This is a genomic window from Occallatibacter riparius, from assembly GCF_025264625.1.
In the GTDB taxonomy this organism is placed as follows: domain Bacteria; phylum Acidobacteriota; class Terriglobia; order Terriglobales; family Acidobacteriaceae; genus Telmatobacter; species Telmatobacter riparius.
In genome coordinates this window covers 5,006,404-5,021,985 of record NZ_CP093313.1, presented here as the reverse complement: position 1 = coordinate 5,021,985, position 15,582 = coordinate 5,006,404, and the positions used below count along the sequence as shown (strand labels likewise).

At 62.0% G+C, this 15,582-nt stretch carries 12 protein-coding genes; 9 read left to right on the top strand and 3 right to left on the bottom strand.

Annotated elements, in window-relative coordinates:
* The first annotated feature begins 204 nt into the window (after nt 1–204).
* The 7 genes from nuoG to MOP44_RS20340 all read left to right on the top strand — a co-directional run bounded on the left by nuoG (nt 205) and on the right by MOP44_RS20340 (nt 9,782).
* On the top strand, nt 205–2,532 hold the full coding sequence (gene nuoG / locus MOP44_RS20370; protein ID WP_260792235.1) for an NADH-quinone oxidoreductase subunit NuoG: 2,328 nt from the start codon (nt 205–207) through the stop codon (nt 2,530–2,532).
* A 104-nt stretch (nt 2,533–2,636) separates the two neighbouring features.
* Nucleotides 2,637–3,686: an NADH-quinone oxidoreductase subunit NuoH gene (gene nuoH, locus MOP44_RS20365; protein ID WP_260792234.1), complete on the top strand. Its 1,050-nt coding sequence runs from the start codon at nt 2,637–2,639 to the stop codon at nt 3,684–3,686.
* A gap of 181 nt (nt 3,687–3,867) precedes the next feature.
* On the top strand, nt 3,868–4,425 hold the full coding sequence (locus MOP44_RS20360) for an NADH-quinone oxidoreductase subunit J family protein (RefSeq protein ID WP_260792233.1): 558 nt from the start codon (nt 3,868–3,870) through the stop codon (nt 4,423–4,425).
* The gene (gene nuoK / locus MOP44_RS20355; RefSeq protein ID WP_313901021.1) at nt 4,422–4,724 is read left to right on the top strand and encodes an NADH-quinone oxidoreductase subunit NuoK; all 303 of its coding nucleotides are present in this window, start codon (nt 4,422–4,424) and stop codon (nt 4,722–4,724) included. Before MOP44_RS20360 ends, nuoK begins: the two co-directional genes overlap by 4 nt.
* A complete protein-coding gene (nuoL, locus tag MOP44_RS20350; protein WP_260792232.1) occupies nt 4,721–6,697 on the top strand; it encodes an NADH-quinone oxidoreductase subunit L in 1,977 nt (658 codons plus the stop codon). Before nuoK ends, nuoL begins: the two co-directional genes overlap by 4 nt.
* A gap of 4 nt (nt 6,698–6,701) precedes the next feature.
* On the top strand, nt 6,702–8,273 hold the full coding sequence (locus MOP44_RS20345) for a complex I subunit 4 family protein (protein ID WP_260792231.1): 1,572 nt from the start codon (nt 6,702–6,704) through the stop codon (nt 8,271–8,273).
* The gene (locus MOP44_RS20340) at nt 8,274–9,782 is read left to right on the top strand and encodes an NADH-quinone oxidoreductase subunit N (RefSeq protein WP_260792230.1); all 1,509 of its coding nucleotides are present in this window, start codon (nt 8,274–8,276) and stop codon (nt 9,780–9,782) included.
* Here the strand turns inward: MOP44_RS20340 and MOP44_RS20335 are convergent.
* Nucleotides 9,754–11,025, bottom strand: a complete 1,272-nt coding sequence (locus MOP44_RS20335) for a glycosyltransferase family 4 protein (RefSeq protein ID WP_260792229.1) — start codon at nt 11,023–11,025, stop codon at nt 9,754–9,756. The two genes, MOP44_RS20340 and MOP44_RS20335, sit on opposite strands and share 29 nt — an antisense overlap.
* Nucleotides 11,026–11,177: 152 nt before the next feature.
* Between MOP44_RS20335 and MOP44_RS20330 the strand changes: the two genes are divergently transcribed.
* Nucleotides 11,178–12,266 carry a glycosyltransferase gene (locus MOP44_RS20330; protein WP_260792228.1) on the top strand — a complete coding sequence of 363 codons (1,089 nt, stop codon included), beginning with the start codon at nt 11,178–11,180 and terminating at the stop codon, nt 12,264–12,266.
* A 9-nt stretch (nt 12,267–12,275) separates the two neighbouring features.
* On the top strand, nt 12,276–13,460 hold the full coding sequence (locus MOP44_RS20325) for a glycosyltransferase (RefSeq protein ID WP_260792227.1): 1,185 nt from the start codon (nt 12,276–12,278) through the stop codon (nt 13,458–13,460).
* Here MOP44_RS20325 and MOP44_RS20320 read toward each other — a convergent pair.
* Together MOP44_RS20320 and murJ are read right to left on the bottom strand one after the other, a co-directional pair.
* Nucleotides 13,429–14,205: a DUF2334 domain-containing protein gene (locus tag MOP44_RS20320; protein WP_260792226.1), complete on the bottom strand. Its 777-nt coding sequence runs from the start codon at nt 14,203–14,205 to the stop codon at nt 13,429–13,431. The two genes, MOP44_RS20325 and MOP44_RS20320, sit on opposite strands and share 32 nt — an antisense overlap.
* Nucleotides 14,202–15,581 (bottom strand): murein biosynthesis integral membrane protein MurJ, encoded by a 1,380-nt coding sequence (gene murJ / locus MOP44_RS20315; RefSeq protein ID WP_260792225.1) that lies wholly within the window; start codon nt 15,579–15,581, stop codon nt 14,202–14,204. The genes MOP44_RS20320 and murJ overlap by 4 nt, the downstream gene beginning before the upstream one ends.
* Between the last annotated feature and the right edge of the window lies 1 nt (nt 15,582).

The window sequence follows — 15,582 nt, the reverse complement described above, 5'->3', positions numbered from 1 at the left end:
CAAGAGCAACCGCAGATCCTTCGACTCCGCACGTGCAAAGAACGCACCTGCTCCGCTCAGGATGACAGAGCTTTGGTTGGGGCAGTTTCGGAAGGAAGACAAGGTCAGAGGTTGGGATTTTTCGGCAAGGTTAGAGGGGTTGGTAGTGCAAGGCTCGATCAGGATGACAGCCGTTCAGGGGAACGGCAAAGACTAAGGAAGAGAATGCCGGACGTAACGTTTACGGTTGACGGAAAGAAGCTGACGGCTCCCGCGGGGACGCTGCTGATTGAGGCGTGCCGCAAGGCGGGCATTGAGATTCCTGCCTTCTGCTACTACCCGGGGTTGAGCCTGCAGGCCGCGTGCCGCATGTGCGTGGTGCGCCAGGAGAAGGTGCCGAAGCTGCAGACGGCGTGCACGACGACGGTGGCTGAGGGCCAGGTGTTCGTGACGGATTCGCCGGAGATTTCGCAGGCGCGCAAGGCGACGATTGAGCTGCTGCTGGGGAATCATCCGCTGGACTGCCCGGTGTGCGACGCGGGCGGCGAGTGCGAACTGCAGGACATGACGTTCAAGTACGGCGCGGGCACCAGTTTGATGGTGGACGCCAAACGGCATCGCGAAGAGCAGCAGTGGTCGCCGCAGGTGTTCTTCGATCGGCCGCGGTGCATTCTGTGTTACCGGTGCGTGCGCATGTGCGGCGAAGGCATGGATGTGTGGGCGCTGGGGATTCAGAATCGCGGCGTGACGGCGGTGATTGCGCCGAACGGCGGCGATCATCTGGATTGCGAAGAGTGCGGCATGTGCATCGACGCATGCCCGGTGGGCGCGCTGACAAGCGGCGCGTATCGCTACAAGACGCGGCCGTGGGAGATGAACCACGTTTCGACTGTGTGCACGCACTGCGCGGATGGATGCAAGGTGACGCTGGGCGTAAGGCAGTCGCAGGAAGGCGCGGACATTCTGCGCGCGGACAATCGCGACAAGAGCGGCATCAATGGCGACTTTTTGTGCGCCAAGGGACGCTTCGGCTTTGACTTTGTGGATAGCGCGGACCGGCTTACGAAGCCGCTGGTGCGCAATGCGAATGGGCAGCTCGAGCCGGCATCGTGGGAGAATGCGCTGAAGACTGCGGCGGCGGGATTGAAGGATGTCCTAGACAGCCGGGGCGGCGATGGGATCGGCGTGATCGGTTCGAACCGCACGACGAACGAAGAGAACTACCTGCTGCAGAAGTTCGCGCGCACGGTGCTACAGACGAACAACATCGATCATCACCGGACCGCGGATTTTGCGGCGTTTGCGCGGGCGATGGCGGGGCACGAGGACAAGGCCGCGAGCATGCGCGATGCGGCGACAGCTCCGGCGATTTTGCTGGTGGGCGGCAATCCGACGGAGGAGCATCCCCTGCTGGCGTGGCAGTTGCGCAGCAATGTGCGGCTGAACAAGGCGCGGCTGTACATCGTGAATCACCGCTCGATCAAGTTGGAGCGGCAGGCGAAGGCGTCGCAAGGCGTGCCGCCGAATGGGTATCGCGATCTGACAGCGCTTGTCGATGGCGGGCAGGGCGATTTTGCGAAGGCGGTTGCGGCTGAAGAGTCGCTGCTGGTGATCTTCGGGCAGGAGTTCCGCGGCGAACAGATTGGCGCGCTGGTCAGCTGGGGATTGAAGCGCGGAAATGTGAAGTTCGCGTTTCTGGGCGATCACTCGAATTCGCGCGGCGCGGCAGACATGGGGGTGCTGCCTGATCTGCTGCCGGGGTATGTGCCGGTGGCGGATGCGGGCGGGTTCGCGCAGGAGTATCCGGGATTGCCGTCGACGCCGGGCAAGACGGTGGCGGAGATGATGGATGCCGCGCAGCATCGCTCGATTGGCGGGCTGCTGGTGATGGGTGCGAATCCGGTGGGCAGGCTGAATATCGAGCCGGCCTCGCTGAAGAACACGTTTGTGGTGGTGCAGGATTTGTTCCTGACAGAGACGGCGGCGCTGGCGGACGTGGTGTTTCCGGCGGCAAGTCTGTATGAGAAGTCGGGAACGGTGACGAACACGTTTGGCGATGTGCAGATGGTGAAGAAGGCTGCGGACCGTCCGGGCGTGCGGCCTGACTTCGAGATTCTGGTTCGGCTGGCAACGATGATGGGCGCCGATGTGAAGACGCTGGTTCCGTTTGGGAAGCGCGGTGTGCGCGGGGACCTCGGGCAGACACGCGGAGCGCAATCGGGTGAGGCCGATCGGCATGGTGTGTGGCTGGCGGGGCGCGGGCTAGAGCCGAGGCTGAGCCCATTCGATCCGCTGGCGGTGCTGGATGAGATCGAGCGGCTGGTGCCTTCGTACAAGCTGGATCGGCTGAGCCTACTCACAGGAAATGATGTGAAGAGTGAGCCGGGGTTTGTGCCGTTGTCGGCACTGACGAACGGGCGGTCAGAGCAGGTTGCGCCGGCGCACGATGGGCTGTTCACCTCGGGAACGCTCGGGCGGTATAGCGGGTACATGCGCGAGTTGAATGAGTATCAGTCGCGACAAAAGGAAGTGGCGGAGACTGCGGCGGATTGAAAAACAACCGCAGATCCTTCGCTCCGCTCAGGATGACAACGTAGTGGTTAGTAGAAGGTAGTGGTTGAGTACAGAGCAGTGGTTGGGTAGAAAGGTTCAGGCAAGTGACGATTCTGCAGTTTGTACTTTGGAGCATCCTCAAGGTCATCGTGGTGACGGTGGTGCTGCTGATGGGCGTCGCCTACACGGTGCTGCTGGAGCGCAAGCTGGTGGGAAGGATCCAGAATCGCTGGGGACCCAGCCGCGTGGGTCCGTTTGGGCTGCTGCAGCCGCTGGTGGATGGCGCGAAGAATTTCCTGAAGGAAGACATCATTCCGGGGACGGTGTATCGGCCGCTGTATCTGCTGGCGCCGATTCTGTCGCTGGGCTGCGCGATGATTTCGATTTCGGTGGTGCCGTTCGGATCGCCTGACATTGCGAAGGACGGATTCCGGTTCTTTCAGATTGCGGATGTCAACATTGGGCTGCTGGTGATTCTGGGGATCACGTCGGTTGGCGTGTACGGGATTGCGCTGGCGGGTTGGTCGTCGAATAACAAGTATTCGCTGCTGGGTTCGCTGCGGTCATCGGCGCAGCTGATCAGCTATGAGCTGGCGCTGGGGTTGTCGCTGGTGGGCGTGGTGCTGCGGGCGGGCACGCTGAACCTGCGCGAGATTGTGGAGAGCCAGGCACGGCACGGGATTCTGAGCTGGAATTTGTTTGGCGGGCTGCAGTTTATCGGGTTCTTCATCTACCTGATGGCGGCGTATGCAGAGACCAATCGAGCGCCGTTCGATCTGCCGGAAGCCGAGAGCGAACTGACGGCGGGATATCACACCGAGTACAGTTCGATGAAGTTTGCGATGTTCTTCATGGCTGAGTACGCGAACATGATCACGGTGGGATGCGTGGCGACGCTCTTGTTCCTGGGCGGATGGACGAGCCCGCTGGGTGATCTGATCGGGCCGTTCCAGAGCACGTTTGCGAATGTGGTGTTTCCGATCTTCTGGTTTGTGCTGAAGGTGTTCAGCTTCCTGTTTCTGTATGTGTGGGTGCGCGGCACGCTGCCGCGTTTCCGCTATGACCAGTTGATGAATTTCGGCTGGCGGTTCCTGTTGCCGCTGGCAATTTTGAATGTAATTGGCACCAGCCTGTGGTTTGCGTTTAAGCAGTAGTTGTGCGGATCCCCGGTGTCAGATCCGGGACGCGTAGTCTGGTTTTCCCACCCAAGCAGAGCTTGGAGGGGGCACCCGGGCCAAGTAAAATCGGGGTAGTCTCACGAAGCGAATTTGCTTTGCGGCCTCCCTTCAAATCGGCGAGCGTAACTGCTTGCTGCCTGCTGCATGCGATGGAACGATGCACCTGGTACTCTTTGTAATTTTCGCCGGACTCTGCATAGCGGGAGCGCTGAATCTCCTGCTACAGAAACATCCCATCAACAGCGCGCTGTCGCTGGTGGTGGTGATGAGTTCGCTGGCTGTGCTGTATCTGCTGCTGGGGGCCGAGTTTCTGGCGGCGGCGCAGATCATCGTGTATGCCGGCGCAATCATGGTGCTGTTCACCTTTGTGGTGATGCTGCTGAACGCGGGGCGCGAGGAGCGCACGCTGGGCAGCAGGGCCGCGACCGTGCTGGGCTTCCCTGCCGTGGCCGTGGTGCTGGCGGTGATTGCCACCGTGATTCTGAAAGCGCCGGGGCTGGGCCAGGTTTCGCTGAGCGACCCGATCACCAGCACTGAAGAACTGAGCCGCGTGCTCTTCCACGAACTGCTGCTGCCGTTTGAAGTGACGTCGGTGCTGATCCTGATTGCAATTCTGGGCGCGGTGGCATTGGCGCGTCATGGAAGCGGTGACCAACCCAAAGTCAAGGTGCCGTTCACGAACTCGGTGCGCGAAGAACGGACGGTGAGCAAGTGATTCCGATCTCCTGGTATCTGCTGCTGAGCGCGACGCTATTCTGTTTGGGCATTGTCGGGTTTCTGATCAAGCGCAACATCATTACGGTGTTCATGTCGATTGAGCTGATGCTGAACGGCGTGAATCTTTCGTTTGTCACCTTCGCGCACCAGTGGCATTTGGTGAAGGGGCAGATTTTCGTTTTCTTTGTGATGGTGGTGGCCGCGGCTGAAGCGGCTGTGGGACTGGCCATCATTATTGCTATCTTCCGCGCACGCGGTACCTTGGCCGTCGACCGAATCGACCTGATGAAACTATGACCGGATCTATGTATCTCTGGCTGATTCCGCTGCTGCCGTTTGCGGGGTTCCTCATTAATGGAATTCTGGGCGCGCGATTGCCGAAGGCTGTGGTGAGTGCGGTGGCGCTGCTTGCGCCGCTGGCTTCATTCGGCGTGGTGCTGAATGCTGCAGTACGCGCGTACATCTTCACCCACATTCAATGCGGCCCCGGTATTGGACCTTGTTCCGTTTTTCAACCGGTCATTGAGAATGTCGGCACTTGGCTAACTGCCGGATCGCTCCACATTGATTTCAGTTTCGTGCTCGATCAGCTTTCGCTGGTGATGCTGCTGGTGATCACGGGCGTGGGCTTCCTGATCCATATCTATTCCGTGCGCTACATGCATGAGGACAGGGCCTACTGGCGCTACTTCGCCTACCTGAACCTGTTCCTGTTCTTCATGACCACGCTGGTGCTGGCGGGCAATGCCCTGCTGATGTTTGTGGGCTGGGAGGGCGTGGGCCTGGCGTCGTACCTGCTGATCGGGTTCTGGTATCAGAAGACGTCGGCGGCGGATGCGGGCAAGAAGGCGTTCATCGTCAACCGCATCGGCGATTTCGGATTCCTGATCGGGATGTTCCTGCTGCTGGCGAATTTCGGATCGCTCGGCTTCGGTGAGATTGCGGCGAAACTGGCGATGAATCCGGGATGGACCGGCGGAGTGCTGACAACGATCGCGATCTGCCTGCTGATTGGCGCGACGGGCAAGAGCGCGCAGTTGCCGCTGTATGTGTGGCTGCCGGATGCGATGGAAGGCCCGACGCCGGTGTCGGCGCTGATTCACGCGGCGACGATGGTGACGGCGGGCGTGTACATGATTGCGCGCACGCACTTCCTGTTCGACCGCTCGCCGCTGGCGATGTTCATTGTGGCGCTGGTGGGCGCGGCGACGGCGCTGTTTGCGGCGACGATTGGTTTGGTGCAGACGGATATCAAGCGGGTGCTGGCGTACTCGACTGTGTCGCAGCTTGGGTACATGTTCCTGGCGTGCGGCGTGGCGGCTTACTCGGCCGGCATTTTCCACCTGATGACGCATGCGTTCTTCAAGGCGCTGCTGTTCCTCGCGGCCGGGTCGGTGATTCACGGCATGGGCGGCGAGCAGGATATGCGCAAGATGGGCGGGTTGCGCAAAGCAATGCCGGTGACGTTCTGGACGATGACGATCGCGGTGTTCACGATTGCTGGATTCCCGTTCCTGGCGGCGTTCTATTCGAAGGACGCGATTTTGGCGGCGGCGTTTGAGCACGGCACCAGCGGGAAGGTGTTCTGGTTTATCGGACTCTTCACTGCCCTGCTGACCTCGTTCTACATGTTCCGGTTGTGGTACCTGACGTTCCTGGGCAAGCCGCGCAGCCATGAGGTTCATGCGCATGAGAGCCCGTGGTCGATGCTGGGGCCGCTGGTGATTCTGGCGCTGCTGTCGATTGGCGGCGGGTGGATTGGCGCGGAACACTTTGGCACATTCCTGCAGCCAGCCGCGGGCGCGGTGGCGGCGGAGCCTGAGGGCACTACGAAATGGGTGCTGATAGGACTGGCAGTGCTGGCGGCGCTGGCCGGGCTGGGCATTGCGCACCTCCTCTACCGCGATAACGAGGGGCAGGAGCCGCTGGCTTCCGCGCCTGGGTACGTTGTGCTGGAGCGCAAGTACTGGGTGGATGAATTGTATGGCGCGGTGATCGTGAAGCCGCTGCTGGCGATTTCGCGGTTTGTGCTGGAGTGGGTTGTGGAGTACGCCATCCTGGGCGGGCTGGCGTGGCTGCTCTCCGGCTCGGCTTTGCTGAGCGGGGCGATTCTGCAGAAATGGCAGAGCGGCAATCTGCGTTCGTATGCGGCGTGGCTGGCCGCGGCGGCGGCGGTGCTGCTGCTGTTCGCGCTGGCTGGCTGGAACGGCATGCTGAGTCATCTTGGACTGCACATCGGCGGTATGCACATTGATTGGGCGGGGCACTGAGACGATGGACGCTATCAATAATTCGGTTCTCACGTGGATCCTGCTGGCGCCGCTTGCCGGTGCGATTCTGATTGCGATTTTGCCGGACCGCGGCAAGCTGGCTGCGTGGGTGGGACTGATTACGACGCTGGTGACGTTCGGGCTGACGTTGCATCTGCCGGCGCATTTCATCGCGGGGCAGCCGGGGTTCCAGTTTGAGATCAATAAGCCGTGGATCGATCTCGGCGGTTCGGCTGATTTTGCTTCGCACTCTTCGGGCATTGCGTATCACGTGGGCGTGGACGGACTGAGCATGTGGCTCGTGGTGCTGAGTGGGCTGCTCGGCCCCGTCGGCGTGCTGGCGAGCTGGAACGCGATCAAGGAACGGAAGAAGGTTTTCTATTCGCTGTTTATGGTGCAGCAGACGGCGATGTTCGGCGTGTTTGTGGCACTGGACCTCATGGTGTACTACGGGTTCTGGGAGCTGACGCTGGTGCCGATGGCCGTGCTGATGGCGATGTACGGGCGCAAGAACGGGCCGGCTGCGGCGACGAAGTTCTTCCTGTTTACGTTCATTCCGTCGGCTCCGCTGCTGGTGGCGATTCTGTGGCTGTGGGCGAAGACGGGGACGTTCAACTTTGTCGATCTGCGGGTGATGCTGGCGAGCTCGACGTATTCAGGGACGGCGATGTTCTGGGTGGCGCTGGCGTTCCTCTTCGCGTTCGCGGTGAAGGTGCCGGTGTTTCCGCTTCATGGATGGCTGGCGGACAGCTTCAGCGAGGCGCCGGTTGCACTGTCAATGGTGATTGCGGGCAAGCTGGGACTGTATTCGATGATCCGGTTCCATGTGGGGCTCTTCCCTGCTCAGGCGAAGGCGATTGCGCCGACGCTGATTGTGCTGACGGTGATCGGCGTGATCTACGGGGCGTGCCTGGCGCTGGTGCAGAGGGATTTCTGGAAGCTGATTGCGTTTGCGACGGTGAGCCACTTCAGTCTGATCACGCTGGGCGTGTACGGGTTTACGCTGGCGGGCCGCGATGGAGCGGTGTTCCAGACGCTGAATGAGGGCGTGATTGAGGGCGCGCTGTTCGTGCTGCTGGGCGTGCTGGATACGCGCTACCGGACGAGCCAGATTGCGAGCTACGGCGGCGTGGCCGCGAAGCTGCCGCGGACGGCAACGTTCTTCGTGATCACGAGCCTGGCGATGGTGGGGCTTCCGCTGATGAACGGCTTCATCGGCGAGTTCCTGATCCTGTCGAGCACGTTTACGGGCGTGAACAAGGGCTGGGCGATCGTGGCGACGGTGACGGTTATCCTGGGCGCGGCGTATGTGCTGTGGCTGGTGCAGCGCTTGTTCTACGGTCCGGAGAGCCCGATGGCGGCGACGGAACCTGTGCACGATCTGCGCGTCAACGAGTGGGTTGCGCTGGCGCCGCTGGCGGTGCTGATGCTGGTGATGGGCGTTGCGCCGAATGTGTGGCTGCGCGCGATTGAGGATTTCGAAGGACCGGTGCGGGTGCAGCTGGTAGATAAGAACAGTCCTGCTCCGCAATCTGTACGAATGGTTATTTCGAACGTCTCCGCGGAGGCAAAGTAAATGAACGCACAAGACAGCCTTCGCATACTGCCTGAGATTGTCCTGACGATTACGGGCATTTTGATCATGCTGATTGACGCGAGCATGCCCGCGGGTATGGCGCGGCGCTCGCTGGGATGGCTGGGGGCGATCGGCACGACCGTCGCGCTGTGGAGCAGCGTGTGGCAGCTCAATCTGCAGACGGGGACGGCGTTCTTCGGCGCGGTGGAGACGAGCCCGTTCACGGTGTTCTTCCACGTGCTGATCTGCGGGATCGTGCTGGTGTCAATTCTGCTGTCGATGGATGCGCTGCCGGAAGACTCGCATCACCAAGGCGAGTATTACGCCCTGATGGTGTTCGGCGCGGTGGGCATGTGCCTGCTGACGAGCGCGATCGAGCTGCTGGTGGTGTTTATCGCGCTGGAGATTTCGTCCATTGCGACATATGTGCTGGCGGGTTTCCGCAAGCAGACGGGCCAAGGGCCGGAAGCGGCGATCAAGTACTTCCTGCTGGGGTCGTTTGCGACGGCATTCCTGCTGTATGGCGTCGCGCTGATCTTTGGCGCAACTGGGACGACGCAGATCTACGAGATTGCGCGGATTGTGCCGGGAGTGCAGAACCATCCGTTTGTGATTATGGCGCTGATCATGATGCTGATCGGCATCCTCTTCAAGGTGTCGGCAGCGCCATTTCATGTGTGGACGCCAGATGCATATGAAGGCGCGCCATCGCCGGTGGTGGCGTTGATGTCGACGGGGCCGAAGGCGGCTGCGTTTGCATTGCTGCTGCGCGTGACTTATGAGATGCTGCCGACGCTGCGAAGCTACTGGCAGCCGTTGCTGTGGGTGGTGGCAGTGGCGTCGATGACGATCGGCAACCTGGCGGCGCTGCGGCAGCAGAATGTGAAGCGCATGCTGGCGTACTCGTCGATTGCGCATGCGGGCTATTTGCTGGCGGCGTTTGCGGGACTGGGACAGACCGGCGTGGCGGCGGCAGCGTTCTACACCGCGGCGTACGCGGCGATGAATGTAGGCGTGTTCGCAGTGGTGACGCTGGCTGAGGGCTACGAGGAAGAACTGCCTATGGTGAACGACTTCCGTGGGCTGATTTACCGGTCGCCGCTGCTGGGCATTCTGCTGATCTTCTTCCTGGTGTCCCTGGTGGGAATTCCCTTCACCAGCGGATTCTTCGGCAAGTTCTATGCATTTTCAGCGGCGGTGGGCGGAGGCGCGATTGCGCTGGCGCTGATTGGACTACTGAACTCGGGCGTGTCGGCGGCGTATTATCTGCGGCTGGCATTCACGGCGGCGCAGAAACCGGAAGAAGAGGGTCGCAGGCCGTTCGCTCTGCCGCAGGTTGGGATTGCGGTGGGTGCGGCGCTGCTGTTCACGACGGCGGCTACGCTGGCGCTGGGCATTGTTCCTAACACGGTTCTAAAGGCTGCGGAGACGGCGGCCCACACGCTGCAAGTGCCGGGCATGGATACGACGACGCAGGGGGCTAATCCCCCGATGCAACCGCATCCTTAGCAAGCTGTCTGAGCAGGGCGGGTTCCGGGGCGCGGCGGCGATTCCGTGTATCCGCCTGGCGGAGTAGCTGGAGGTAGAGGTTTACCGTCAGTCCCAGAACCCTGCGATTGCCAAATTCCTGAACAACCCATTGACGAGCGGTTGCGCCCATGGAGAGACGGCGCTCGGGGTGCTGCAGCAATGAGAGCAGTGCTTCAGCAAGGGCGAGGGGCTCTCCAGGCGGAACGAGCACGCCTGTGAGGCCGGGCAGTACGGCATCGCGCGCGCCGGTGGTCTGGGTTGTAATCACGGGCAAACCGGCCGCGGCGGCTTCGAGCACAGCATTGGGAAATCCCTCGCGCCAGGTTGGGAGCACGAGGAGATCCATCGCGCGATAGTAGGGCGCTGTGTTGGCGACAAAGCCGGTTCGGATGATGCGCGGGTGCGCCTCGATGCGGGCGCGCTGATAGACGGAGAGGGCGTCTTCCGACTCATCGAACCAGCCGACCAGAAGAAGACGGGTGTCAGGCATTTTTTCAAGCAGGCGGTTGAAGGCTTCGAGTAATTCAGGGATGCCTTTGTCGCGGGTGAGGCGGCCGACGAATCCGACAACGGGCGCGCCGGCAGGGATGCCGAGCTTGGCGCGCATCGTATCGGGGCCTGGGGTGAATTTTACGATGTCAACTCCGTTGCTGCTGCCGCCGCCGAGGACCTTCAACTTGCTTCCGGGTGCAAGGCGGAGGTCGATGGTCTGCCGCCTCAGGCTTTCGCTGTTGCATACAACTGTGTGCGCGCACGCGGCAGCAAGCTTTTCAGATGCTTTGAGCACGGCGCGCTTGAGGCCCGAGCTGGTTTCAAGGCGCAGCCCGCGGAGCAGGTAGACGCGGCTGGGCACGCGGCAGAGAAAGGCAGCCAGGCTTCCGAGCAATCCTGCCTTGGGCGTGCTGAATTCGGCGATGGATGGGCGCAGGTGTCCCAAGGCCCATGTGAGGCGGAAGAGGGAGACGATATCCGCGAGGGGGGATATGCCGCGCTGGATGGGAATTGAGATGAGGTTGGCGCCTTCATCCGAGGCGAGTTGCTCGGCCATTTCTCCGGGACTGCTGATGAGGACAACGGAGAAGCCGGCATCCCGAAGAGCGCGAAGACGGCCACGCAGGATAAGGCAACTCTGCGAGTGTGTGATACCCACAACAGCCAATGGCTGGCCGGCTGAACAGGCCCGAAGAAGCCGCGCTCGTGAGCGCGCTCCAAGTATTCCCATGAAGAGCCCCCGAAAGGAGTCGTCCCTCTCTCGTCGGCTGCGAGAGTTCGTTAAAAGAATCTAAAAAACTGTATCAATTCGAAACATCTCCACTTGTGCCGGTGGTCACAGTCGTTCGTGTGAGGGTTTGAGTACGCTGGTAACCCTAGAAGATGAATGGACGGGCCACGGTTCTGTTGGTGATTCCGCACTTGGGCGGCGGAGGGGCGGAGCGTGTCTTTACGCTTCTGGCGGGCGGCCTGAACCCGGCGCGTTTCGATATTCACCTGGCTTTGGTGACGCAGTGGAATGCCGCGGAATTTGAGCTTCCAACATGGGTGACGGTGCACGGAATCGGAGCGCGGCGAGTGCGCGCGGGGTGGTGGGGGCTGTTGCGGCTGATATGGCGATTAAGACCGCGGGTGATCCTCTCCGGTATGGCGCACCTGAATATGCTGCTGCTGATTCTGCGGCCGCTGTTTCCGCGCAACACGAGGATCCTGGTGCGGCAGAACGGGTGCATACGGGCGGCGGGCTCGATCAGCGCTTACCGCAAGCTCTATCCGAAGGCCGATGCGGTGGTGTGCCAGACCGCGGCGATGGCGGGTGATCTGGCAAAGGTGGCGGGGGTGAAGCGGAATCTGCGGGTGCTGCCCAATCCGGTGGACCTGGAGAAGACTCGCGCTGCGGCTTTGTCGGGACCTAACCTTTGGAGCGGGCCGGGGCCGCATCTGCTGGCTGTGGGCCGGCTGGCGCCGGAGAAAGGGTTCGACCTGCTGCTGCAGGCCTTCGCCAAGGTGCGGGAGCGGTTCCCTTCCGCCGATTTGACCATTGTGGGCGAGGGCCGGGAGAGACGGGCGCTGGAGATGCTGGCGTGGCTGCTTGGGGTGCGGCAGGCGGCACGGCTGTTGGGGCACGTTGAACAGCCGGCGATATGGTTCAAGGGCGCGACAGCGTTTGTGCTTTCTTCGCGCCATGAGGCGCTGCCGAATGCAGTGCTGGAGGCGGCGTCGGCAGGGCTGCCGATTGTGGCGACCGCGGTTTCAGAAGGCTTGCTGGACCTGATGCGCGGGGACCCGGGCGTGTGGATCGCAAAGGAGGCGTCGGCCGAAGCGATTGCCGAGGCACTCGGAGAGGCCCTAGAGCGAGTGACGCCGGACACGCGGTTCGCGCATAGCTGGGTGGAGGCGTTCAGCAAAGATCGGGCTATCGCAGCTTACGAAGCGTGCATCGACGAATCATTGGCGGAGCCGGTGCGGTAAAGCGGTGCAGTGAAACATCATCACATTGCGTTTCTAATCCCGGGGATTGACAAAATTGGCGGCGCAGAGCGCCAGGTAATCAATCTTGCCCAGGGACTTGCACGTCGCGGATGGCGCGCCACGATGGTGGTCCTGACGGGGAACGGTGGAAGCGCCGCTCGGGAACTGCTGCGCGGCGGCGTGGACTTTGTCTCGCTGCACATGCGCAAGGGGATCGCCGACCCGCGGGGGTGGGTTGCCTTGCGCCAATGGATCCAGCAGGAAATGCCCGACGTGGTGCATGCACACCTGCCGCATGCGACTTGGGTGGCGCGCGGCGTGCGTCTGATGGCGCCACTGCGTGTGGTTGTCGATACCGTCCACACCTCCGTGATCGGAAGGCCGACGCGGCGCCTTGGTTACGAAGTTACCGGCTGGCTTTCCGATCGCATGACGGCGGTGAGTGAAGCCGCAGCCGATGCCTGCGTTCAGGCCAGGATGATCAGACCCGAACGCTTGACCGTGCTGCCCAACGGGGTAGATGTCGAGGAATGGCGGCCGGATGCGGCGGCGCGTGCGCGCATGCGGCGCGAACTCGGCGTAAGGGACGAAGAATTCCTATGGTTTACGGCCGGTCGGCTGGAACCCGTGAAGGACTATCCCACCATGATTCTTGCGTTCATGGGGCTCGCAGATTCCGCGCAATTGGTGATCGCCGGCGCGGGCTCCGAAGCGGGCCCGCTGCGCAAGCTGGTAGACGCTCTTGATCTGCAGAACAGGGTGCATTTCCTGGGTTTTCAGTCGGATGTGCGTCCGTGGATGCAGGCGGCAGATGGTTTCGTGCTCTCTTCGTTGTGGGAAGGCTTGCCGGTTTGTCTACTGGAAGCCGGCGCCTGTGAGGTTCCGTGCGTTGCTACCCGCGTACCCGGAACACGCGAAGTAGTGATAGACGAAGCCACCGGATTCCTGAGCCGGCCCGATCACCCGGCTAGCATGCGCAAGGCCATGATGCGGCTGATGAGAACGCCGATGGACCGGCGTCGTGCCATGGGCCAGCTTGCGCGCAAGAGGGTGATCGAGCTGTTCAATATGGAAGACGTGCTGGAGCAGTGGGACGGGCTCTACCGCAATTTGTTGAAGACGAATTCGCATCCGCGGCGCCTCGCCGGAAGGAAGTCGCCAGTTACGATTCTCCCTGTCTTTGGAGGCAGTTGATGCGGCGGCGTATCGCGACGCGAGCTGCTGAGGCAATCTCGTAGGCCCGTTCGCGGATGCTGCTCGAGACGCCGTCGAACTCCAAAATCACGCGATCGAACGATGTGAAGTGCTGTGCGTGGACCCTGAGGAAGCGGCGCAGGCATTCGATGCTGGCGTCATCTGCAGTATTGGGATGGATGCAGAGGGTCCAGAGGCCAGAGGCGCGCGCAACTGGTGACCAAAGTTGCATCGGAATCCAGGTGACGCCGTGGCGCACGAACGGTACGCGTGCGAAGCCGTCAGAGATGTAGCGGATGCCTTGTTCGCGCAGGGCGAGAAGCGTGTTGCGGTCGAATCCGTGGCGCGGGGCAACGAACAGCTTCGGTGCCAGGCCGTAGCTGCGCAGAATGGCAAGGCCACGGGCGATGCGATGTCGCTGGACGTCGAGAGGTGCGCCTGCGAATTCCGAAGTGCGAAGCAGGGGGATGAGGCTCTTACCTTGCACGTCGCAGATGTGGTTCAGACCATGAAGCGCGATGGCTGCTCCGGCAGATTGCATGGAGGGCATCTGGTTCCAGAACGCGGGATCGGGCGGTGAGGCGTCGAGATCGGGGTCGTGATTGTCGGGGACGATGGCGAGGATGGGCTGAATCTTGAATTCATCGATGATTGCGCGGAGGCGGGTCCAGCGGCCGGCGTGGACCGTTGGGCAGAGGTCGTCGATGCGGAGCAGGTACTGTGCGGGTGTGGGGATTCGCGTCATGGGTGTGCGCTCTCAGGTTCCGCGGCGGTAAGCAGACGTCGCGACCAGTACCAGAACAGGAGGCATGTGCTCACGGTCCAGAAAGAGGTGGAGAGCGCGATGCCGGCCACTCCCATGAAGCGCATGAGGACGAGGTTGAGTGCGATGTCGAGGGCGAGGTTGATGGCGCCGCAGTAGAAGATGAGGTCGGTGCGGCGCATGGCGACGACGAAGCGATAGAAGACGCGGCTCACTACAAAGAACGGGATCTGCACGGCGTACATGGCGAGCGTCGATGCGACCGCGGCGGTGTCGTGCGCGGTGAAGGCTCCATGCTGGAGCGTGAGGCGCACGAGCGGATGCGCGCCGAGGATCAAGGCGAGGGCGATGGGGACGGAGACGGCAGCGGAGCGGAAGGACCAGACACGCAGCGCGACGCGGCAGGCGGGCCAGTCGCGGCGCGCGGCGAGTTCTGAGAAGTACGGCGCGACGGCGGTTGCCAGCGAACCGGCAAGCAGGGTGATGGCGACGCTGACGAATCGGCCTGCGAATACAAGCGCGGAGACGCTGCCTGCGGGAAGCATGGCGGCCATGGCTTGATCGACGAGCAGCCCGCCGGACGCGACGATTGAACTCAACAGGACGGGTGCGAACTGGTGCGCTACTTCGCGCGAGGCTTCGTCGTGGCGGGGCCAGCGGAGTTGGAGGGCGTAGCCACTTGTGTGCATTCCGGCGGCGAGTACGCCAGCCTGAAGTGCGGTGCCGACTACGGTGGCGATCACCAGGGCCCAGATGCCGATGCGGTTCCGAAGCGCGAGCGTGGAGAAGACGATGCATGCCGAGACGATGAGCGGCGCGAGCGCGGGCCAGGTGAATCGGCCGAGGGTGTTGAGCACGGCTGTGCAGTTGGAAGCGATTCCGCCGAGGACTACGCACGGCAGGAGTGCGTAGAAGAGATGGATGGAGAGGGTGAGCTTGGATGCGGTGAAGTTTGCGCCGATGAACGGGAAGAAGAGGCGCGCAAATATGCCCATCGCGACGCTCACGGCGATCAGCATGGATGAGGTCGCAAGCATCGAGGTTGAGAGCAGTTGCTGCGCGCGCGCCTGGCCCTGCTGGAGTCGTACGCGTATGAGCGTGGGGATAAGCGCCTGATTCATCGACTCGGCGATGAGGTTGATGAGCAAATTGGGGATGAGGAAGGCGACGAGGAAGGCGTCCATGGCGTCGGAGCGGCCGTAGGCGGAGGCGACGACGACTTCCTTGAACATGGCCGCGAGCTTGACGACGACTCCCGCGGCGGTGACGGAAGCGGCAGCGCGGAGGACTCGCCGGCCGGTGCTCTGGTCCTGGTGCGAGGGCACGAGAGGAATTGCGACGGCCCGGTCTGCGCTCACG